Annotated in this window: 18 protein-coding genes; 7 read left to right on the plus strand and 11 right to left on the minus strand. The window is 32.6% G+C overall.

Going from position 1 to position 21538, the window contains the following annotated elements; translation table 11 throughout:
• Positions 1 to 26: 26 nt before the first annotated feature.
• The gene (locus RMAG_RS04490; RefSeq protein WP_011738243.1) at positions 27 to 1445 is read right to left on the minus strand and encodes a mannose-1-phosphate guanylyltransferase/mannose-6-phosphate isomerase; all 1419 of its coding nucleotides are present in this window, start codon (positions 1443 to 1445) and stop codon (positions 27 to 29) included.
• 394 nt (positions 1446 to 1839) lie between these two features.
• Between RMAG_RS04490 and RMAG_RS04495 the strand changes: the two genes are divergently transcribed.
• Complete coding sequence (locus RMAG_RS04495; RefSeq protein ID WP_011738244.1) at positions 1840 to 2544, plus strand: hypothetical protein; 705 nt, start codon at positions 1840 to 1842, stop codon at positions 2542 to 2544.
• Between the two features lie 1434 nt (positions 2545 to 3978).
• A complete protein-coding gene (locus RMAG_RS04500) occupies positions 3979 to 4767 on the plus strand; it encodes a glycosyltransferase family 25 protein (protein ID WP_011738245.1) in 789 nt (262 codons plus the stop codon).
• Positions 4768 to 4777: 10 nt separating this feature from the next.
• On the opposite strand, the gene RMAG_RS04505 is transcribed toward RMAG_RS04500, so the two are convergent.
• The gene (locus RMAG_RS04505; protein WP_011738246.1) at positions 4778 to 6013 is read right to left on the minus strand and encodes an O-antigen ligase family protein; all 1236 of its coding nucleotides are present in this window, start codon (positions 6011 to 6013) and stop codon (positions 4778 to 4780) included.
• Between the two features lie 42 nt (positions 6014 to 6055).
• Between RMAG_RS04505 and RMAG_RS04510 the strand changes: the two genes are divergently transcribed.
• Positions 6056 to 7705, plus strand: coding sequence for a glutamine--tRNA ligase/YqeY domain fusion protein (locus RMAG_RS04510; protein WP_011738247.1), 1650 nt, complete (start codon positions 6056 to 6058; stop codon positions 7703 to 7705).
• Positions 7706 to 9040: 1335 nt separating this feature from the next.
• Here RMAG_RS04510 and surE read toward each other — a convergent pair.
• Genes surE through lptG form a run of 4 tightly spaced genes read right to left on the minus strand, consistent with a single transcriptional unit; the run spans position 9041 to position 13422 of the window.
• On the minus strand, positions 9041 to 9784 hold the full coding sequence (surE, locus tag RMAG_RS04515) for a 5'/3'-nucleotidase SurE (protein ID WP_011738248.1): 744 nt from the start codon (positions 9782 to 9784) through the stop codon (positions 9041 to 9043).
• A 23-nt stretch (positions 9785 to 9807) separates the two neighbouring features.
• Positions 9808 to 12030 (minus strand): ATP-dependent Clp protease ATP-binding subunit ClpA, encoded by a 2223-nt coding sequence (gene clpA, locus RMAG_RS04520; protein WP_011738249.1) that lies wholly within the window; start codon positions 12028 to 12030, stop codon positions 9808 to 9810.
• Positions 12031 to 12037: 7 nt separating this feature from the next.
• On the minus strand, positions 12038 to 12373 hold the full coding sequence (gene clpS / locus RMAG_RS04525; protein ID WP_235093694.1) for an ATP-dependent Clp protease adapter ClpS: 336 nt from the start codon (positions 12371 to 12373) through the stop codon (positions 12038 to 12040).
• Positions 12340 to 13422, minus strand: coding sequence for an LPS export ABC transporter permease LptG (gene lptG, locus RMAG_RS04530; protein WP_011738251.1), 1083 nt, complete (start codon positions 13420 to 13422; stop codon positions 12340 to 12342). The genes clpS and lptG overlap by 34 nt, the downstream gene beginning before the upstream one ends.
• Positions 13423 to 13464: 42 nt before the next feature.
• Here lptG and guaA point away from each other — a divergent pair, with 42 nt between their 5' ends.
• Both guaA and tadA read left to right on the plus strand, forming a co-directional pair.
• The gene (guaA, locus tag RMAG_RS04535; protein WP_011738252.1) at positions 13465 to 15030 is read left to right on the plus strand and encodes a glutamine-hydrolyzing GMP synthase; all 1566 of its coding nucleotides are present in this window, start codon (positions 13465 to 13467) and stop codon (positions 15028 to 15030) included.
• Entirely contained in the window at positions 15021 to 15491 is a 471-nt protein-coding gene (gene tadA, locus RMAG_RS04540; protein ID WP_011738253.1) for a tRNA adenosine(34) deaminase TadA, read from the plus strand. Before guaA ends, tadA begins: the two co-directional genes overlap by 10 nt.
• A 593-nt stretch (positions 15492 to 16084) precedes the next feature.
• Here tadA and fabG read toward each other — a convergent pair.
• From fabG to rplU, 4 genes are all read right to left on the minus strand, one after another.
• Positions 16085 to 16831: a 3-oxoacyl-ACP reductase FabG gene (gene fabG / locus RMAG_RS04545; RefSeq protein ID WP_011738254.1), complete on the minus strand. Its 747-nt coding sequence runs from the start codon at positions 16829 to 16831 to the stop codon at positions 16085 to 16087.
• Positions 16828 to 17760: an ACP S-malonyltransferase gene (gene fabD / locus RMAG_RS04550; RefSeq protein ID WP_011738255.1), complete on the minus strand. Its 933-nt coding sequence runs from the start codon at positions 17758 to 17760 to the stop codon at positions 16828 to 16830. Before fabD ends, fabG begins: the two co-directional genes overlap by 4 nt.
• Before the next feature lie 88 nt (positions 17761 to 17848).
• Positions 17849 to 18106 (minus strand): 50S ribosomal protein L27, encoded by a 258-nt coding sequence (gene rpmA, locus RMAG_RS04555; RefSeq protein WP_011738256.1) that lies wholly within the window; start codon positions 18104 to 18106, stop codon positions 17849 to 17851.
• A gap of 11 nt (positions 18107 to 18117) precedes the next feature.
• Entirely contained in the window at positions 18118 to 18429 is a 312-nt protein-coding gene (rplU, locus tag RMAG_RS04560; RefSeq protein WP_011738257.1) for a 50S ribosomal protein L21, read from the minus strand.
• Positions 18430 to 18556: 127 nt separating this feature from the next.
• Here rplU and RMAG_RS04565 point away from each other — a divergent pair, with 127 nt between their 5' ends.
• The gene (locus RMAG_RS04565) at positions 18557 to 19045 is read left to right on the plus strand and encodes a peptidylprolyl isomerase (RefSeq protein ID WP_011738258.1); all 489 of its coding nucleotides are present in this window, start codon (positions 18557 to 18559) and stop codon (positions 19043 to 19045) included.
• On the plus strand, positions 19045 to 19764 hold the full coding sequence (locus RMAG_RS04570; RefSeq protein WP_011738259.1) for a UDP-2,3-diacylglucosamine diphosphatase: 720 nt from the start codon (positions 19045 to 19047) through the stop codon (positions 19762 to 19764). Before RMAG_RS04565 ends, RMAG_RS04570 begins: the two co-directional genes overlap by 1 nt.
• Here RMAG_RS04570 and RMAG_RS04575 read toward each other — a convergent pair.
• Positions 19729 to 21534, minus strand: a complete 1806-nt coding sequence (locus RMAG_RS04575) for a ribonuclease catalytic domain-containing protein (RefSeq protein WP_011738260.1) — start codon at positions 21532 to 21534, stop codon at positions 19729 to 19731. The two genes, RMAG_RS04570 and RMAG_RS04575, sit on opposite strands and share 36 nt — an antisense overlap.
• Positions 21535 to 21538: the final 4 nt, after the last annotated feature.

Consider the following 21538-nt stretch of genomic DNA (forward strand, 5'->3'; position numbering starts at 1 on the left):
TATAATATATTTATACACTCTGTTATTCACTTTTTACTACGAGCATATATGTCTTCAAATCTAACGATATCATCCTCACCCAAATAAGCACCGCTTTGCACTTCAATAACCTCCAATGATTTTCTGGTTTTATTTTCCAAGGCATGTATTATACCAATAGGAATATAAGCTGATTCTCCCTTGCCCAAGGTTAATACTTTTTTACCATTTGTAACAGTTGCTGTACCATTTACAACCACCCAGTGCTCTGCACGTTTGTAATGCATTTGTAGTGATAATTTTGCACCTGGATTGACATGAAGCTTTTTTACTTGAAAGTATTTGCCTGAATCAATAGAGTCAAACCAACCCCATGGTCTAAAAACTTTTCGGTGCATTCCATTCTCATGTCTGTTAGAATTTTGTAATTTTACAACAATAGATTTTATCTCTTTAACCTTATCTTGACTAGCAATAAAGGTAACATCAAGTGTATTCACAATAATTAGATTTTCCACACCAAGTGTGGCGACCATGTGGTGATTTGCGTTAATATAAGTATTAATCGTATCTTTAGTAAAAACATTTCCTGAAATGACATTATTATTACTATCTTTTGTGCCAATATTATAAAGTGCTGACCATGAACCAATATCATTCCATCGTGCATCCAATGGCACAACAACAACATGACTACTTTTTTCCATTAATGCATAATCAATTGAATCACTTGGTGATTTAGTAAATGCTTGTTTATCTAAGCGAATAAAATCAAAATCTAGTATTGCATTATCAACTGCCTTATTAACTGATTTAATAATGTCGGGCGAATAAATAGTTAACTCATTAATCAGTGTGTTGGCTTGAAACACAAATATACCACTATTCCAAAAATAGTTATCTTGCTCTAAATATGATTCTGCAGTTTTCAAATTAGGTTTTTCGATAAATTTTTCAACTTGATATGCACCATCAATATTAATTTCAGATGATTTGATATAACCATAATTGATATTAGCCTGCGTTGGCACAATACCAAAAGTAACCAATTTTCCTGCTTGAGCTTGCTTAATAGCAATATAAACTGTCTTATGAAAAGTTTTAATATCTTGAATAATATGATCAGCTGATAGTACAAATAGTATTATATCGTCTGATTGTTTAATTGATTGCAATGCTGCAGCCGCAATAGCGGGAGCGGTATTTTTACCAATCGGCTCAAGTAAAATTGTTGGACTTTTAATACCAATTTCCCGACATTGTTGTGCAACTAAAAAACGATGGTCAATATTACAAATAATCATGGGATCCATAAAATTATTTAACCCATCTAAACGCAAAATTGTTTCTTGCAATATACTTTTATCACTCACTAAAGACAAATACTGTTTAGGATGTTGCTTATGAGATAATGGCCATAATCTCTTACCAGAACCACCAGATAAGATAATTGGCATTATATTCATAAATAATATCCTTGAATAAATGAGTTGAAACTAATTACACTCACCACCTAATCGTTTTCCTAAATAAATCACACATATAAGTTGGTATTATCTGTTATTCTGATAACAGATAATACCAAATGTTATTATTTAATGCTTTTTTATATAAAATCTAATATTGGTCAATCACGATAACGTTCTAAACGATACACCGTATGTGTCCTTTATTAAAAATAATATTCTACCAATTATGGTATTATAACGAAATAATTCACTAGATCCAAACTGGAGTTTTGCTTGATTAATAGAGATATAAATTCTGATCAATTAATGTTTATTTGTAATATAACCAGTAATTTTATACAAAAAAAATAATTTTCAAAAAGAACAAGTGAATAAAGTTAATATTGTATGCATGAAATGGGGTGATAAATTTTCTGTTGAGTATGTTAATCGACTCTTTGGCATGGTTTCTCGTCATCTTTTTATGCCGTTTCGATTTGTGTGTTTCACTGAAAATAGTATAGGCATACGAGACGAGGTAGAAGTACAAGATTTACCAAAATTAGACCTATCACCTGGATTGCCAGAAAGGGGTTGGCAAAAATTAACTGTATTTAAAAAAGACTTTGGTGGCTTATCTGGACCTACTTTATTTCTAGATTTAGATATAGTGGTGGTTGGAAATTTAAATGATTTTTTCACTTATCCTGGTGACTTTCTAATTGCCCATGATAAGAAAAATCCAAAAAAAATAGAAGGCAACTCATCAATATTTAGGTTTGAAATTGGGCAACATTCAGAAATTTTAAGTCATTTTGAACAAAATTATGAATTAGTGAAAACCGAAGTACGCCATGAACAGGCGTACTTATCACGTGAAATGTACAAACAAGACAAATTGAGATATTGGCCAGATGAATGGGTACCAAGCTTTAAGTATCGCTGTTGTCCTTCTTGGATAAAGTCTTGGTTTCAAACACCTTTTATACCCAAGGGTTCAAAAGTTGTTTTATTTCATGGCTTACCCAATCCCCCCGAAGCAATTATTGGATGTAGTGGAAAATGGTATCGACACATCCAGCCATCGTCCTGGATTGAAGAATATTGGAAAATCTAATGAACGCTACAAAAATTACTATTTATATTATCAATTTAGATAGAAGTTCTATCGGATTATCTTATATAGACAAGTAATCATTTAAATTAAAAATGTCATTTAAAAAGATGGCAGCAATTGATTCTCACCAAATTCAACCTCAAATATTACAATCTTATTAATAACAATCAAGCTCTCATTATACGACTTTATTTACAGGAGAAATTATCTGTGCTCTTACTTAGGAATGGCTTAAGCCATAACTCTCTAATCTGATTATGATTTAATCATAATCACAGGTGGCGTGTTTGTTGGTAAGGAAAATTATATTAAACTTGCTATAGAACAATTAGATCAAATAAATTTATACTGTATTAAGACAAAACCAAACAAGCCACTTATTTTTGGTAGCCTAGAGCATTGTGCTTTTATTGGATTGTCATGAAATCCAGTTTCTGCCATGGCAATTTTCTTACTCTTTGCTCGGCCTTTTATTAAAAAATACAAGGTACAAGTCACTATCTAAATACTACTTTTAAAACTCAAGCAAACTTTGATTGGTATAAGCCAAAACCTATACGTAAATTTGTACGTACACACCTGACCATACAACTTTTTCCAACCTATATGTATTGTAAGAGGATGATGTTAAAATGCATGATAGCATTAAGAATATAATTGAAATTATATTTCAACATTTAGATGAAAAATTTTTGATTAATCTGTCTGGCAAAAAGGCATGCTAGAAAAAGAAAAAACATTAATAATATTGTGTTTATTCGTTATCAAACACCGTCACTTAAAAACCAAAATACTATTTATGGTAAATTAGCTACTCAAAATTTTTAAGATACCTGTCGACACACTAAAATAAATGCTTTAATTTTATAATGTACAAATTTAAAGTTTGGATTAAGGTTGTGTTTCTCTCTCCAATATTTTTAAATAGGTGGTTCAACAATTTTAACCAAAAAAATAAAAAATCTGTCCAATAAGATTAGTATGGATTTTAAAAGCCAGAAAAAACAACTTATTACTGCATAGAGAGATAATATACACTTATAATGATTTTCATAATATTGAAACACACGATGGCTGGTTTTTGTAACTGATATTTTTTCAGATTACTCTGATGATAATGCACTTAAGGATTTATCCATAGCATGTCCATACCTACTAAATACTATCAAAATATAAAAATGGGCGTTTCATTACTAATGCACAAAACAACAAGGATAATAAAGAAAAAATACCAACCTCAATATAGAAGGAATAATACTTTAATGTTTACAATTGGTAATGGCGACACGCTTATAAATATGGTTTGGCGTATTAATAATTAACATTGTAGGTCAAATATTGCTTGAAGCGCTTCTAAGATTACAAAAAATTGACACTGTCTTGTCTATAAACATTTTAAACGCAAAGCATATGCTAAAAATAGGATGATGGTAGATGAATATTTTTGTTATTAATTTAGAAAATTCTGTAGAACGTCGCAACTTTCAACAAGAACAGTTATTTGCACTTAAGTTAGATTTTGAGTTCTTAGATGCAATATCAACCACTGATGTAAGTACAACAATTCACAAACAGTATTGCCAAGATTGGCAACGCCCCTTAAAGGCAACCGAAGTTGCTTGTTATTTTTCTCATCGCTGTGCATGGAATAAGGTAATTCAATCAAACCAACCAGCCTTAATACTAGAAGACGATGCGTTACTATCAAAATGTGTACCCGAATTACTTGCAAATCTTTCTGATAAAAAAAGTATTGATTTAGTCAATCTTGAAAACAGAAGTAGAAAAAAATTCATCTCAAAATCTAATGTACTCCTCGAATGTAACTCAAAACTTCTTCGTCTTTATCAAGATAGAACAGGCGCTGCTGGATATATTCTCTATCCAAATGGAGCAAAAAAACTCATACAATGCGAAAAAAGAAAAGGAATTGCACTAGCTGATGCACATATTACTGCTTGTAATAGCATCAAAGCCTATCAAGTAGAACCAGCGCCCATTATTCAACTGGATCAGTGTAATTATTATGGATTAAACAACATCTATCCAGAAAAAATATTCACTTCAACTATTGATAATTGTAACAATCTACAAGGCAACTTATATTTTCGAATAAAAAGAGTTTATTTTCAGATAAAACTAGGGTTACGTCAACTATTGTTAATAACAAAATCAGAAAGACGATATGTAAAACTTAAAAAAGAAGATTTTTTACAAAAATAAGATAAACCTACTAAGAAGTAAGTCTACTTTTTGTAGGCACAGGAAGTAAAACACCTAAGAAAAATACAACGAAGCTCCGCATTACATTGTGAGAATATATACTGTCGGTAATAGCGTACACTGATAAGGCAATAATAAATAATAGACCAATTGCATTTTTAGTAAAATCCTTATTAGTTCTTAATCGTTTGAAAAATATAGCCAAAGGTAAAAATAACAACATTAATAACACCAGCAAACCCACAATACCAAATCCAACTAGGGAATTAATATAGTCATTATGTAGCATTTTTTGACCTTTAATAAGTCCTTTTTCATAACTACCAGATGTATATCTACTAGCTGCAAGCCCAGTATTTTGATAACCATAACCAATTATTGGTTGTTGCTTAAAAGCTGCCAAACCACCACGCCACATTGATAATCTTAGATCTATAGAACCATACGAATTTTTATTTTTAGAAAAAGTTTTAATCTCTTCAAAAGCAACGTTAATTCTATCATTAACTTGTTTACTATGTATAAAAAAAACTGTTGTAATAACTGCTGTTACCACAATTAGTAACAAGCCTTTCTTAGTTAAGCATCCTTGAATAAACCAAATAAATATAACACTGAAAAATAACACTAAAAATATCATCCATGAGATACGTGTACCACTTAAAATTATAGAGTATGACGCCAATAAGAAAATAAGAAATGAAAATAATTTTTCTTTATTAGTTTGACTCCAAACATCAATGATAGCAACAAAAGCAAAAAATACCATAATAAAGCCAAATATTGTGGGTGAATCAGCCCCTGCTTCTACCCTGTCAATACCTAAGTAAGAATTCTGGTAAACAGCATAGATACTTCCAATAATAATACTTAGCTTAATTGCTAACACCATATGCTTAAAATTGACATTACATTTAAAAATACTATATGCCACAAATGGTGCAACTAAAAAATGAATATTGGAACCAATTTTGCTAATTCCATGGCTTGGATTATCCGATAAAATTACAGACATGACAATAGACAAGAAAAACACAAAAATCAAATAACTATACAACTTTAACTGATCATGCATAAAAGGAAGTACTTTTTCATATGTAGAGAAATATATGCCAAAAATTATCAAAATAAAAATTATCAACTCTGACATATATTTAACATTTAACACAAATAACGGCATTGATAATACTGTCAATTGCAAGAAAGTAAATCTAACGATATTTGGATATTTGATTGATAACTTCATAACATGAATTTTACTATTATTATTCACTATAATACAAATCTTATGAATAAGGCCATCCACACCAACTTTATCCGCAACAAAATTGATAACGATTTGGAGCAAAAATTGTATACTTCCATTCAAACACGTTTTCCGCCTGAGCCTAATGGTTATTTGCATATTGGACATGCTAAATCAATTTGTCTAAATTTTGGTTTAGCAAAAGATTACAAGGGGCAATGTAATTTGCGATTTGATGATACTAATCCTGCTAAAGAAGATGTTGAATTTATAGACGCCATTAAAACAGACATTAAATGGCTTGGATTTGCATGGGATGGTGACATTAAGTACAGTTCTCATTATTTTAACCAGTTTTATGAGTATGCCATTGAACTTATTAATAAAAATCTAGCTTACATTTGTTTTTTAAATGCAGATGAAGCTCGCACCTATAGAGGCACTTTAAAAAAAGTTGGGGAAAATAGTCCTTATAGAAATACATCAATTCTAGAAAATTTAGAATTATTTGCAAAAATGAAAGCAGGTGAATTTTTAGAAGGTGAGTGTGTACTACGTGCCAAAATTGATATGAGTAGTCCATTTATGTGTATGCGTGACCCAACTCTATACCGTATTCGCTTTGATAAACATCATCAAACTGGTAATCAATGGCGTATTTATCCAATGTATGATTTTGCTCATTGTATTAGTGATGCGATTGAAGGTGTAACTCACTCTTTATGCACATTGGAATTTCAAGACAATCGGCGCCTATATGATTGGATACTAGAAAACATAAATGATTTTAATAAACCTAATCGTCCACATCAATATGAGTTTTCACGGCTAAATTTAGAATATACCGTCATGTCAAAACGTAAATTACAAAAATTAGTCGAAGATGGATTGATACCTGGCTGGGATGATCCACGTATGCCTACGCTCTCAGGGCTTCGTCGTCGTGGTTATACTGCGACCAGTATTCGCGACTTTGTCAATCGAATTGGTATTTCTAAAGTGGATAGCATTACAGACATAACAATTTTAGAAGCCGCTGTACGTAATGATTTAAATATCAAGGCACCACGTACAATGGGCGTGATTGATCCAATACGTATCATTATTGAAAATTATCCAGAAGGCAAAATTGAAACCTTAAAAGCCCCCATTCATCCACAAAATGAGACAATGGGTAAACGTGATATATTCTTCTCTCGTGAATTATATATTGACAGGGCAGACTTTAAAGAAATAGTTCCTAATAAAAAATTTAAACGACTGGCAATCAATAAAGAAGTACGTCTACGATCTGCTTATGTAATTCATGCAACTACTTTTGACACCGATTTTGATGGTAATATTACCATCGTATACGCAATATACGACCCTAATACATTGGGTAAAAATCCTGCAGATGGTCGTAAAGTCAAAGGCGTAATTCATTTTGTTGAGGCCAGTAAAGCGTTCAAAGCAGAATTTAGATTATATGAGCGATTATTCACACTTGAAAACCCTGGTAAAAATGATCACTTTGAACAGTTATTTAATCCTCAATCACTAATCACCAGTTATGGTGTAGTAGAACCTAGTATGGTTAATAGCAAACCTGAATTCGCTTATCAGTTTGAACGTGAAGGATATTTTTGTCGAGACAATCAATCAAGCGATGAACTGATATTTAACAAAACGATAAGTTTACACAACATTTAGTGTGTTTAATTCTTAAAAAATAGTTTAATTATTTGACTTAGTGTTGTATTTATCGGTGTTACATTACTAGCATCTAGGGCTGGATATCATGGTTTTTATGATTCTAGATTTATCAAACTATATACTATAACTTTTGGCATTGGTTTTTGTTTATTTACACATTATGGCAAATCATCATTTTTTTATTAGATACTAGTAGTATTTTCTGTGTTTTTATCAATAAGTGGCTGCTATGGCTAATTGTTTTTATGCATTTTCTTGTTGTTCTATTTTTAGAACTAAAGTGTAAAAAAATAACTACATTTGCTGGAACCGAATTAAAACCATTTCTTTATCATTGCCTGTATCTATATTATTGATTTTTATGTATACAGAAAGCATAAATTAAGTTATTTAAATCCACTTCTACGTTTAATTATTGCTCATATTTTTTCAAACCTTAAAGCTACACAGTGGTTTAATAGTCTTTGAAACGAATTATACAAAATATCACTTACTCAAAGTAAGTAGCATACTAATACAATAATAGAAAAAATTATATACGCTACTTCAATATTATCTATAAATAATTTACACATTATTTGAATTCAAATTTATATCTATTCAGATTGCCAACAACTTTTAGTTGATTGGTATCTAGAATTTAATCTAATAAAACTTGATACTTGTCAATAAATATCTATTGATACTGTTCACGTCAAGTTTTAAAACGAATGATTTTTATCATTTATAATAACACTCATAACCATAAACACCCATATGCGATAATGTAAAAGACTCACTATCGATGTAAATGATATTAGGAAAATCATGAGTTGGTAGTTGGTTTTTTAACCACAGAAGTTTTGTCTTATTTAAAATTCAATGCTTATTCCTTAGTTATTTACAATAATGTTGAATAAAAAGCCATAACTGAATACTGAAAAATTACTCACACCATACCAACTAAAGGCTATTAACAAAAATAAAGCTAAGAACACTCAAACTATAACACTATTTTACTGTCTTTTTTGAGTGTATGATAAAAGATTTAATAAACCAATAAACAGCGCTCTAGATAATCATAGATTTAAATAAATTGAACTAAATCATCCAAAAATATTTTGCCAAAGTATGAAAGTCAAAACTAGATGTGAAACTTTTAAAAACCTCAAAAATGAGACATTTATACATACCATTAACACAAAAACAATTTTTTACTAACGCTAGATTTTAAACAACAGTAATAACATCCTAAAGTTAACCACAACGCATTTAATGTTCAATTATCCATCACCCATGAATAACAAAGAAATCTAGTAATATTAAAATTAAACTAAATAAATAAGATTGTTATTATTTGATTTGATTTAGCCATTTTGACACCGTATCAATCTCATTATATTTAGTTAAATCAATTTGTAAAGGAGTGACTGATACATAATAATTAGCAATGGCATGAAAATCTGTACCTACGCCATTATCGGCCTCTTTACCATTTTCACCAATCCAGTAAAGAGTTGGGTCATCTTTATCAGCAACACTTTGCTCTGACATATGGCGTTTTCCTAAACGCGTTGTTTGAAATCCTTTAATATAATTCAAAGACACATCTGGTACATTGACATTTAGCACAGTATCATGTGACAACTGAGTATGAGATATTTGGTTAATTAATTGTTTTGCAATGATGCCTGCCGTCTCAAAATGTTGACCTTTCCAACTTGCTAGTGATATCGCCACAGATGGCAAGCCTAAAAATCGACCCTCTATCGCGCCAGCAACGGTACCTGAATAAATTACATCATCACCCAAATTAGCGCCAAAATTAATACCTGTCACCACTAAATCAATTTTTTCATTTAAGAAGCCACATAGAGCTAAATGCACACAATCACTTGGCGTTGCATCAATTTTATAAACATTGTTTGATATTTGAATTGGCCTTAAAGGATTATCAAACGTGAGTGAACTACTAGAAGCTGATTTATTTTCACTAGGCGCAACCACAATAATCTCATGTTCTTGTGTTAAAGATTGAGCAAGCTGCACAATCCCTGGAGCTTGATAGCCATCATCATTGCTAATTAAAATTTTCATCTTTAATTAGAAAATGTTTTGCATCATGATTGTATTGCAAGGGTAATTCTGTCTTTTTTAACACCAATTTTCACCAAGCCACCATTGATTAATTTACCAAACAATAACTCATCTGCTAGCGGCTTACGGACTTCTTTTTCAATCAAGCGTGTCATAGGTCGTGCACCCATCTTAGTATCATAACCATGCCTTGCAAACCATTTTCTGGCAGCCTTAGATACAATGAGCGAAACTTGTTTATTTTCTAATGCTTCTTCTAATTCAAATAAGAACTTGTTTACCACATAAATAATGGTTTGTTCATTAAGTGCATTAAAATAAATAACTTCTGATAAACGATTTCTAAATTCTGGTGTGAATGATTTCTTCAATTCAGTTTCATAATCTAATGAATGGTCTTGTTCACTAAAACCCATTGATGCACGTTGAACACTTTGCGCGCCAGCATTTGATGTCATCACTAAAATTACATTTCTAAAGTCAGTCTCTCGACCATTAGCATCAGTCATTTTGCCGTTGTCCATGACTTGCAGTAATAGATTAAAAATATCCATGTGGGCTTTCTCAATCTCATCAAGTAGTAGTACAGCATATGGGCTGGCATTAACCGCTTCAGTCAGTAAACCACCTTCATCATAACCTACATAGCCTGGTGGTGAACCAATTAGTCTAGAAATTGAATGACGCTCTCCATACTCACTCATATCAAAACGCAACAACTTAACCCCCATAATTCGAGCCAATTGCTTGCAAATTTCTGTCTTACCCACACCCGTTGGACCCGCAAAAAGAAAAGATCCCATTGGTTTATCAACTTGCGCCAAACCTGAACGTGACAACTTAATCGCCGTAGATAGGCTACTCAGTGCGTAATCTTGTCCAAACACATCTAATTTAAGCTCTACTTCTAAGTTTTTAAGTAAAAATTTGTCATCATTAGTCACTTGTTTAGACGGAATACGCGCTAATTTGGCAATAATATTTTCAATATCACCCACACCAATATTAATTTTACGTTTTGATTTAGGCTGAATTTGTTGATAAGCACCTGCTTCATCAATCACATCAATGGCTTTATCTGGTAAGCGGCGATCATTCATATAACGATGAGACAATTCAGCAGCAGAGCTTAATGCCGCCACTGAATATTTAACTTTATGATGATTTTGGTAATATTTTTTAAGACCTTGCAAAATTTTGACAGTATCTACTACTGAAGGCTCATCAATATCAATTTTTTGAAAACGACGTGACAATACATGATCTTTTTCAAATATTTTTCGATACTCTTCATAAGTGGTTGAGCCCATACATCTAAGTGTACCATCAGCTAATGCAGGTTTTAATAAATTAGATGCATCCAATGAACCACCAGAAACGCTACCTGCACCAATCAATGTATGAATTTCATCAATAAACAAAATAGCCTGTGGAATTTTTTCCAAATCTGTTAGTACTATTTTAAAGCGTTTCTCAAAATCGCCTCGATATTTTGTGCCTGCAATGAGTACGCCAATATCTAGTGAATAAATACTAGCTTTCTTTAAAACGTCTGGTACTTTTCCTTCAATAATTTTTAAAGCAATACCTTGTGCAATAGCTGTTTTGCCAACACCAGCAAGACCGACAAACAGTATGTTATTTTTACGACGTCTAGACAATACTTGCACTGTACGAATAACCTCTTCCTCCCTACCAAATAGGGGGTCTATTTTCCCAGATTTAGCTTTTTCACATAGATTTATTGTATAAATTTCCAATGAGGATTGTTTGGGTTTTTTCTTACCTAGTTCAATTTTTGACTCACTTATAATAGGTTCTGACACTCTATTTAAAATACCTTTCATGGCATCTAAGCGTGAAATATTATTAAGTTTTAACAAATAAACCGCATAGGACTCCTTTTCAGAAAAAATACTCACCAGTACATTCATTGCATATATCGTATTTCTTTGTGCAGATTGTGCCTGATAAACACTACGTTGTAAAACACGTTGAAAACCTATTGTTGGCACAATATCAATATTAGAATCAAGTGCAATGAGCGGTGTATGTGAATCAATATAACACTCTAATTCATTTTGAAATTCATCAGCATCAACTCGTTTATTTCTTAAAAAAGTGATCACTTCATCTATATTAAGCAATGCTAGAAGCAAATGCTCAACCGTTACAAATTCTAAACGATTATTACGCGCTTGGGTCATAACATAATTAATTTCTTGTTGTAATCCTGTCTCAATCATGATTTTATTATATCTTCAACTCACGCAATACACATATTAATGGTTGTTCATTTTTACGTGCAAACTCTATCACCTGCGTTACTTTAGTTTGTGCAATATCATATGAAAAAATACCGCAAATTCCCTCTCCCTCTATGTGAATTTTAAGCATAGTTGCTTGGGCTGCTTCTTCACTTTTTGAAAAAAATTGTACAAGCACATCAATCACAAATTCCATAGTTGTGTAATCATCATTTAACAACAATACTTGAAATTTATTTGGTTTTTTAAACTTTGGTTTTGAAATTTGTACTAGTACCTTTATCATAATTAAGTAGCTGATTTTTTCTTTAACAATGCCCATACAAAAACTAACATCAGCAATGTTGGTATTGAGGCGCTCAAGAAGTGATTATAATCAAACCGAAGTGACAATACACCACCAATACGCGAAGCTAACTCAAAAAATAAGCTCATCATCAAACCTAAGAAAATATTTTTACCAAGTGATGCGTCACGAAGTGAACCAAAAACAAACAACATTGAAAATAATATCATCGCAATCAAAGTAATAGGCTTCATAAGACGTTTGTATATTTCTACTTCAAAAATATCAGCAGCAAGATGATTAATTGTTAAAAAACGTATTTGTTGATAAAGATGCCAAGTTGATAATTCACGCGGGTCTTTTTTAAGATTTTCTATCAGTTTTTTATTAAACGACACTTGGACACTGTATTTCTCAAAATTATTTTCAGAAAATGTTGTTAAATTACCATCCTTCCCAAACTGATAATGGATTGACTGACTAAGTTCTAAGTTATCTCCATTAGAAATAGCACTATCAGAATGTACGATAGAATCCAACGTATCTGGCGCTCGTAATTTAATGAGGGTAACATCTTGGAATGATTTACCATCAAAATTTTTCTTAACATGAATAAAAAGCTCACTGTCTTTCAACCAAAACCCCTGTTGATTCTTAAACGTTATATTTTCCCCTAATGCTTTAGCGCGTAAACTTTCTGCATATTCAATAGTTATTGGTGTAACCAACTCGCCTATAAAAATAACAATGGCAATAAACATCAATGCAGCCCGAACAACAATATTTGAAATTTGCATGATTGATACACCTGCACTTCTAATAACAACCAACTGAGAAGTAGATGCCAGATGACCCAATGCCAAAAGCGAGCCTAATAAAATAATAACTGATGAATACGAATACACAACTGCAGGAATATCTGAAATCACGTATTTTGTAACTTCAAATACCGTATAATTAGCCTGTCCTATAAACGTAACCTCTTCAAGAAAGTTAAAAAATGCATAAATACCTAACCAAACTAGCATAACGGCTGATGTGTAAAAGGCCATGGTTTTAACAATGTAGCGGTCTAAAATTTTCATTAAAATAGTCGTCTTATAATAGAATTATTTAACGCTGACACCATGATGAACAATATTCACCTTGATAAAATCCTTATTCTTGATTTTGGTTCTCAATATACCCAGCTTATTGCCCGTCGTGTGCGTGAAATTGGTGTTTATTGTGAATTATTTCCCTATGATGTAGATAGTGAATTTATTAAAAAGCTCAATCCTAAAGGTATCATTCTTTCAGGTGGTCCTGACACAGTCACACTTGATAATGCTGCCAAAGCACCAAGTATTATATTTGATCTCAACATACCGATACTGGGTATTTGTTATGGCATGCAAACTATGGCGATACAACTTGGTGGTCGTGCCACTTCAGCCAACAAACATGAATATGGTTTTGCCAAAGTTCGTGTTCGCAACCACTCACCATTACTAAGTGACATTAGTGATGAAGGTCATGGTTTATTAGATGTATGGATGAGTCACGGAATTGAGGTAGAACAATTGCCAAATGGATTTAAACTAATTGCTTCTACAGATAACTGTAATATAGCAGGGTTTGCTAATGTAGAAAAACATTATTATGGCTTACAATTTCACCCAGAGGTTACTCATACCAAACAAGGTGAACGCATTTTAGAACGCTTTATCAGCGGTATTTGTCAATGTGAAAAAAACTGGACAACGGACAATATCATCGCTAAATTAGTACAAAACCTTAAAGATCAAATTGGCAATGCTAATATTTTATTAGGACTATCTGGTGGTGTAGATTCCTTAGTAGTTGCCGTACTTTTGCAACAAGCAGTGGGTAAGCAACTCACTTGTGTATTTGTTGATAATGGCCTTTTACGTTTCAATGAAGGAAATGAAGTAATGCAAATCTTTGCACAAAATATGGACATGAAAGTCATACGTGCTAATGCTCATAAAAAATTCTATGACGCATTATTAAATGAAAATGAGCCTGAGGCAAAACGCAAAATTATTGGCCGTGCATTTATTGAAGTGTTTGAAGAAGAAGCTAAAAAACTCGATAACATCCAGTTTTTAGCTCAAGGTACGATTTATCCAGATGTTATTGAATCAGCAGACGCAAAATATGGCAAAGCTAAACTTATTAAATCACACCATAATGTTGGTGGCTTACCAAACGATTTACAATTCAAATTAGTGGAACCTCTAAAAGAATTATTCAAAGACGAAGTGCGTAAAATTAGCGTTAAACTAAGTATCCCACCACATATTATTTATCGCCATCCATTCCCAGGTCCTGGCCTAGGTGTACGTATTCTAGGGCAAGTGAAACAAGAATACGCCAATATTTTAAGACAAGCTGATGCTATTTTCATGGATGAGTTACATAAAAACAATTTATACGACACAGTCAATCAAGCCTTTGCTGTATTCCTACCTATTAAATCAGTTGGCATTACTGGAGATGAGCGTCGTTATGACTACGTTATTGCATTACGTGCTGTTGAAACCATTGATTTTATGACAGCTCGCTGGGCAAGATTGCCGTATGATTTTCTAGATTTAGTATCTAACCGAATCATGAATGAAATCTCTCGTATTTCACGTGTAGTTTATGACGTTTCTGGGAAACCACCAGCAACCATTGAATGGGAATAAGCGCACCGACTGATGCGCAATGGATGACGCTTGCTATTGAACAAGCTAAACAAGCACAAAAAGTAAATGAAGTGCCTGTTGGTGCTATTTTAATACAAAACAATCAATTAATTAGCAGTGCATACAACCAGCCCATTTCAAACAACGACCCAACTGCCCATGCAGAAATACAATTATTACGCGCTGCAGGAAAACAACTAAACAACTATCGATTGTATGACACAACCTTATATGTTACTTTGGAACCTTGTACTATGTGCTTAGGTGCTATAGTGCATGCACGTGTATCATACATTGTATTTGGCGCTTATGATCAAAAATCAGGCGTTTGCGGGTCGTGTATAAATTTGCAAAACAGTCAATGTTTTAACCACTCAATAAATATTCAGGGTGGTATTCTAGCTGACCAATGCAAAGATCTATTGCAACAATTTTTTAAAAGTCGTAGAATAGACTCCTAATTATAGTTACGTAATTTTTTAAACTACATTTAAAATAATTTAAATACATATTCATTGAAAAACTTCCATCTCTTAAAAACTGTCTCTAGTTATCAATAGTCATCATTAATTATTTTGGATAAGTATAAAGGGTAACTTTCATTATGTTTTTGAATATAGGTATTTGTATATTTACTTAATTTTTTCTTATTAACACCGTTTCTCCAAAATAATTCTAAAATTGATATTTCTTTATAATAATCAACCTTTAAATTTTAAATGTATTGCTAGTATTCTTTAGCTTTATTTCACTGATTAAATAAGTAAAAGCTAGTTCTGTTTAGATTTGTGAGGACTATTGTTTTTAATGATTGCTAGAGTTTTTTACTAGTGCTAAAAAATATATTAAGAAGTAGATAAATAATAATATCTAAAAAGCACTCGTTTTTACAGTTAAAACCATATAGCACAATCAAAAAATCCAACTTATCTATTTTTTCAGGTTTTTTATTGAGCCCTTTTTCTTTGTAGTAATTCTTCACTCATATCATTAAATTTTTAATTCCTTATAATTAAAATCGTTATTATCAATTCCTTGAGAAATGATACCAATTTTAAACCGTGTACATGCCGCCATTCACATGTAATGTCTGTGCTGTGATATAGGAGCCACCATCACTTGCTAAAAATAATACTACATTTGCAACTTCATCAACTGTACCTAAACGATTCATTGGAATTTGTTGTGATAAGGCCACTTTTTGTTCTTTAGGTAGTGCATTAGTCATATCTGTTTCAATAAAACCAGGAGCAACTACATTAACGGTAATATCACGAGAGCCCACTTCACGAGCCAATGATTTGGTAAATCCCATAATGCCTGCCTTAGCAGCGGCATAGTTAGTTTGGCCTGCATTGCCCATAGCACCAACAACAGAAGCAATAGAAATAATACGACCCGCTTTTTTCTTCATCATACCACGCAATACGGCTTTTGACATTTTATAAACAGAAGTCAAATTGGTATTCATAATATCATCCCATTCATCTTCTTTCATGCGTATGAGTAGATTATCACGGGTAATACCTGCATTATTAACCAAGATATCAATAACGCCATAAATACTAACAATAGACTTTATTACCTTAGCAATTTGATCATTATTAGTCACATTAAGTATCATGCCTATACCTGTCATTCCATTATATTTTAATGTTGCACTAATTGAATTTACGCCTTTATCACTAGTTGCCGTACCAATGATAGTTGCACCTGCTGCACCCAAAATCAAAGCAATTGCTTGACCAATACCACGACTTGCGCCTGTTACTAATACGATTTTTCCTTTCAAATTATTCATGATAAAATTTCCTCTAAAGCTATTTCTATGCTGACTGAATCCAATATGGCATTAGCCGTTAATGATTTTTCAATTCTTCTTGTTAAACCTGTAAGTACTCTACCCGGGCCAGATTCAATTAATTTTTCAACGCCCATATTGTGCATCGCTTGAACGGTATTTGTCCATAATACTGGTCTATGTAGTTGTGCGACTAATTTAGTTTTTATATCATCAACGTCAGTTGCTTTAAGTGCATCAAAGTTATGTAACACATCAATACTATTTTTATTAAACTGAACGACATCTACAATGTTTTTAAACTCAACTGCTGCATTGTTCATTAATGAACAATGTGATGGTACACTAACTGACAATATCGCCGCACGCTTAGCGCCTGCAGTTTTCATCAATTGACAAGCAACCTCTACAGCCTCTTTATTGCCTGCAATAACCACTTGTCCTAATGAATTAAAGTTAACCGCTTCAACAATACCACGACCTGAATAATCCGCACATAATTTAACCACAACGCTATCCTCCAAACCCAAAATAGCCGCCATTGCACCCACCCCTTCAGGCACTGCTGATTGCATCAATTCTGCGCGCTTTTTAACCAGTTTAATACCATCACTAAATCCTAGAGCGCCCGATACTACTAAGGCTGTATATTCACCCAAACTATGACCCGCCATACAAATAGGAAATAAATCATGTTTATGGGTAAGTGCCAAATAAGTGGCATAACCTGCAGCCAACATGGCTGGTTGAGTATTTTGTGTTTGATTAAGGGCGTTTTGATCTTGTTGTGTTAATGCCCAAAGATCAAAACCCAATGCATCACTCGCCTCAGTAAATATTTCTTTTACAATGAGATAATGATTAGCAAGTTCTGACAACATGCCCAAAGATTGTGATCCTTGACCTGGGAATATAATAGCGTATTTCATAAAATTTTAAACAAACGAAGTAGCCATATTTTAATTAACAAAAAAAAGCGCTCGAAAAGCACTTTTAAAAAAATATTAGTGCGTGAAATTACGCAGTTTCAATCGAAACATACTGATGCATAAATTTACCTTTTTTAGCAAAAATAACTTTACCATCCATTGTGGCAAACAATGTGTCATCTTTACCCTTGCGAACATTAGTGCCTGGATGAAATTTAGTGCCCCTTTGACGGACTAAAATATTACCAGATAATACAACTTGACCACCAAATCTTTTAACACCTAGACGTTTTGATACGGAATCTCTACCGTTATTAGTGCTGCCACCTGCTTTTTTATGTGCCATAAATTACTCCTTCATGCCTTAATTTTAACAATTTCAATTTCAGTAAACAATTGACGATGACCTTGTTGTTTCATTGAATGTTTACGACGACGGAATTTAAGAATATGCACTTTTTTCTCTTTGCCTTGTGAAATAATTTTTGCCTCAACAGTTACTTTAGGCACAAAAGGTGTACCCACTCGAACATTATCACCATCGGCAACCATTAATACCTCTTTGAAAGTAACTTTTTTACCAGATTCAATTTCTAATTTTTCAATTTTTAAAGTTGTACCCTGTTCAACTCTAAATTGTTGACCACCTGTCTTAATAACTGCGTACATAACTAGCCCTATAATATATTGCTTAAAAAAAGAACGTAATTATACTTGAATGTTTATAGCTTTATGAAGTTTGTTTAATGAAATTATAACGTATAATTACATTTTTTCTTCAAATGCATTTTAACACATGGTTATTTTTGAAACCAACATGGGCAAAATTCATATTGACATTGACACTAAAAACGCACCAGTCAGCGCACAAAATTTTATTGATTATATAAATGATGGCTTTTATAACGATACTATTTTTCATCGTGTGATTAAAAATTTTATGATTCAAGGTGGTGGCTTTACAAAAGACATGAACCAAAAAAATACCAAATCTGAAATTGAAAATGAAGCTAAAAATGGTTTAAAAAATACCAAATATTCGCTGTCTATGGCCAGAACTTCTGCGCCACACTCTGCCAGTTCACAATTCTTTATCAACACATCTGATAACTCATTCTTAGATTTTCCTGGTCAAGATGGTTGGGGCTATTGCGTATTTGGTGAAGTTGTTGAAGGCTTTGTGATAGTTGACAAAATTAACCAAGTTGCTACTAGCAATAATAGTGGTCATGGTGACGTACCAAATGACTCTGTCATTGTCAATAAGGCATACGACGTTTCATAATGATTCAAACGCTTATCATAGCGGATTTACACCTTATTGCTAATGAGACGGACAAAACCCGTCTTTTTATTAAGTTTTGCCAAGAGCAGGCAATTATGGCTGACCAACTTTTTATTCTTGGAGATTTATTTAATGTTTGGTTGGGTGATGACTTATCAATTGATTATTATCAAAAGGTTGTCTTAGCGTTAAAAACACTAAGTCTTAAAACTAAAATTTTTATCATGACTGGGAATCGTGATTTTTTACTAGGCGATGACTTTGTCAAACAAACTCATTGTATTTTGATTGATACGCCTTACTTACTTGAAACCAATAACCAACAATATATACTCACACATGGCGATGAGTTATGCACTGATGACGAGAGCTACCAGTATTTAAAGAACGTATTACAACACCCAATCACAAAATTTATTTTTTTGCATTTGAAAGCAAAATTACGCTTAAAAATTAGTGCTCAATTACACAAAAAAAGCATTAAAGCTCAAAAACATAAATCATACGAGATTATGGATGTCAATACAACAACCGTCAATCAATTAATGCAAAAATACCCTGGTGCAAATCTTATTCACGGACACACACATCGATTAGACACTCATGTTAATGATGACTTTACTAGATACGTATTAGGAGACTGGTCAAATAACCAAGGCAATGCAATTAAAATTAATCATCAATTAAATCGCCTTGAAATTAGCACGACAATCAACTAAATCAACGGTTGTTACCTTTAACGCTACCTTTTCATCTAGCTTAGGCAAAATTTTAAACTTAATTTGTGTCATCATACCCAGTTCAGGAATCATAAATAATACTTTATCACCACGTGTATCTATCACAATACCTTCGCCCTGCCATGATGGGTTATAAAGTAAATAAACGCATTTGTAATGGTCATTACTAGAACGTACTGTTCTACCAACAGTGGACATGATGGTATTATGAATGCCAATAATCTTTTTAACATCTTCCTTGCCTAGTGTATCTTCACCTTTAATGAAACAGCTAAGCTGCTGATGTGCAAGCAAATCAAGATACCTTCTAAGTGGACTAGTAATACGTAAATACACTTTAAGGCCTAGTCCAAAATGTGGCAAATTCTTTGTGGATATGGCTGAGTGTCTAAAAAATTTTGTAGCTTTAAACGATTCAGATAAAGATAATACGTCTTTATTATCCAATGTTTCTTGTGGAAACTTGCCTTTATCTTGAATTACATAAGGCATAACAATGTCATTATCAATAGAAAATTGTGCAACAACACGACCTGCCATTATCATCATTTCAGCCACTAATTCACGACTTTGACTTGAACTTTGTGTCAAAATTGATACTTGGCCTTGCTTAAATTTAACATCAACATTGGGTAAATTTAAACTGATTGCACCACAATTGTCTCTATATTTTTTATGCGCCTTTGTAATACTTTGTAATTTGGATAAATGTTCATTAGACACTAACATCTCATCTGCATCATCGTAATTTATATTAGTCACTTTAATTAAACTATGGACCACTTCAATATGATCAATTTCACCTGATTCTAAAGTAAACCCTATCGACAAAGCGTTTGACGTTTCAGCCAACCCTAATGCACACATTTTTGTCGCAGAAATAGGCAACATATGAATAATTTGTTCAGGCAAATATAAATTAGAAGCACGCTCTTGTGCATAAGCGTCCAACTCAGAACCAACAGTAGCAATCAAGGACACGTCAGCAATATGAACAAAAATCTTATCTCCATCAATACTAATTGCATCATCAGCATCATTTGAATCAGCATTATCTATTGCATAACTGGATAAATACGTTAAATCAACCCGCTCAATTTGTGCCATGCTAACATCAATTTGCTCATCCTTAGAAATATTATAACGTGCCGGATATGGATTAAAGCTTGGCTTGAAATAGTCAAGTCTTAATAACAATTTATACGCAGATTCAGGCGTATTTTCTATATCAGAATTGGCCAAAATCTTAGCATACTTAGATTGATTTAACGCAACTTTTACAATTTCTTCAATGTAAGGTAAATCTTGCTCATCAAAGGTATTGTTACTAATATTATCCACACAGTGTTTAAGGTTTTTAGCCTCAAAAATTTGAACGTCACGCTTAGTTTGGATGCTTTCAACTTGAGAGGTTGGGCGTACAAAAACTTTATCTTTTTGCCAATAAAGATATAAACCATCTTCAATTAAAATATAACTACACCAAGCATTTTTGGCACTATATTCGTCAAACAACCATTGTGTTATTTCTTCTAATGTTAATACTTCTTTTTGAAAATTTTCAAGAACAGTAATATCTGCTTGTACACAAGCACCACTTATTTGAACAAATTCAGGATGAATAAAACGGAAATCTTTTTCCCGTACCGATCGCAAAGAACCATCATCAAACTCTAATGCAAATTTATGCATCGTTTGACTAACAATACGCGCAGATTTGCCTTTATAGGCAACTAAAGCGTTAATCAATTTA

Source organism: Candidatus Ruthia magnifica str. Cm (Calyptogena magnifica) (genome assembly GCF_000015105.1).
Lineage (GTDB): Bacteria > Pseudomonadota > Gammaproteobacteria > PS1 > Pseudothioglobaceae > Ruthia > Ruthia magnifica.

Excerpts from the sequence above, each read along its gene's own strand:
- fabG (WP_011738254.1), bottom strand. The coding sequence starts at position 16,831 with ATGAATAATTTGAAAGGAAAAATCGTATTAGTAACAGGCGCAAGTCGT.
- clpS (WP_235093694.1), bottom strand. The coding sequence starts at position 12,373 with ATGGGCATTGTTAAAGAAAAAATCAGCTACTTAATTATGATAAAGGTA.
- fabD (WP_011738255.1), bottom strand. The coding sequence starts at position 17,760 with ATGAAATACGCTATTATATTCCCAGGTCAAGGATCACAATCTTTGGGC.
- RMAG_RS04510 (WP_011738247.1), top strand. The coding sequence starts at position 6,056 with ATGAATAAGGCCATCCACACCAACTTTATCCGCAACAAAATTGATAAC.
- rplU (WP_011738257.1), bottom strand. The coding sequence starts at position 18,429 with ATGTACGCAGTTATTAAGACAGGTGGTCAACAATTTAGAGTTGAACAG.
- RMAG_RS04495 (WP_011738244.1), top strand. The coding sequence starts at position 1,840 with ATGAAATGGGGTGATAAATTTTCTGTTGAGTATGTTAATCGACTCTTT.
- RMAG_RS04490 (WP_011738243.1), bottom strand. The coding sequence starts at position 1,445 with ATGAATATAATGCCAATTATCTTATCTGGTGGTTCTGGTAAGAGATTA.
- rpmA (WP_011738256.1), bottom strand. The coding sequence starts at position 18,106 with ATGGCACATAAAAAAGCAGGTGGCAGCACTAATAACGGTAGAGATTCC.
- RMAG_RS04505 (WP_011738246.1), bottom strand. The coding sequence starts at position 6,013 with ATGAAGTTATCAATCAAATATCCAAATATCGTTAGATTTACTTTCTTG.
- RMAG_RS04570 (WP_011738259.1), top strand. The coding sequence starts at position 19,045 with ATGATTCAAACGCTTATCATAGCGGATTTACACCTTATTGCTAATGAG.
- surE (WP_011738248.1), bottom strand. The coding sequence starts at position 9,784 with ATGAAAATTTTAATTAGCAATGATGATGGCTATCAAGCTCCAGGGATT.
- RMAG_RS04565 (WP_011738258.1), top strand. The coding sequence starts at position 18,557 with ATGGTTATTTTTGAAACCAACATGGGCAAAATTCATATTGACATTGAC.
- RMAG_RS04500 (WP_011738245.1), top strand. The coding sequence starts at position 3,979 with ATGAATATTTTTGTTATTAATTTAGAAAATTCTGTAGAACGTCGCAAC.
- guaA (WP_011738252.1), top strand. The coding sequence starts at position 13,465 with ATGATGAACAATATTCACCTTGATAAAATCCTTATTCTTGATTTTGGT.
- tadA (WP_011738253.1), top strand. The coding sequence starts at position 15,021 with ATGGGAATAAGCGCACCGACTGATGCGCAATGGATGACGCTTGCTATT.
- clpA (WP_011738249.1), bottom strand. The coding sequence starts at position 12,030 with ATGATTGAGACAGGATTACAACAAGAAATTAATTATGTTATGACCCAA.
- lptG (WP_011738251.1), bottom strand. The coding sequence starts at position 13,422 with ATGAAAATTTTAGACCGCTACATTGTTAAAACCATGGCCTTTTACACA.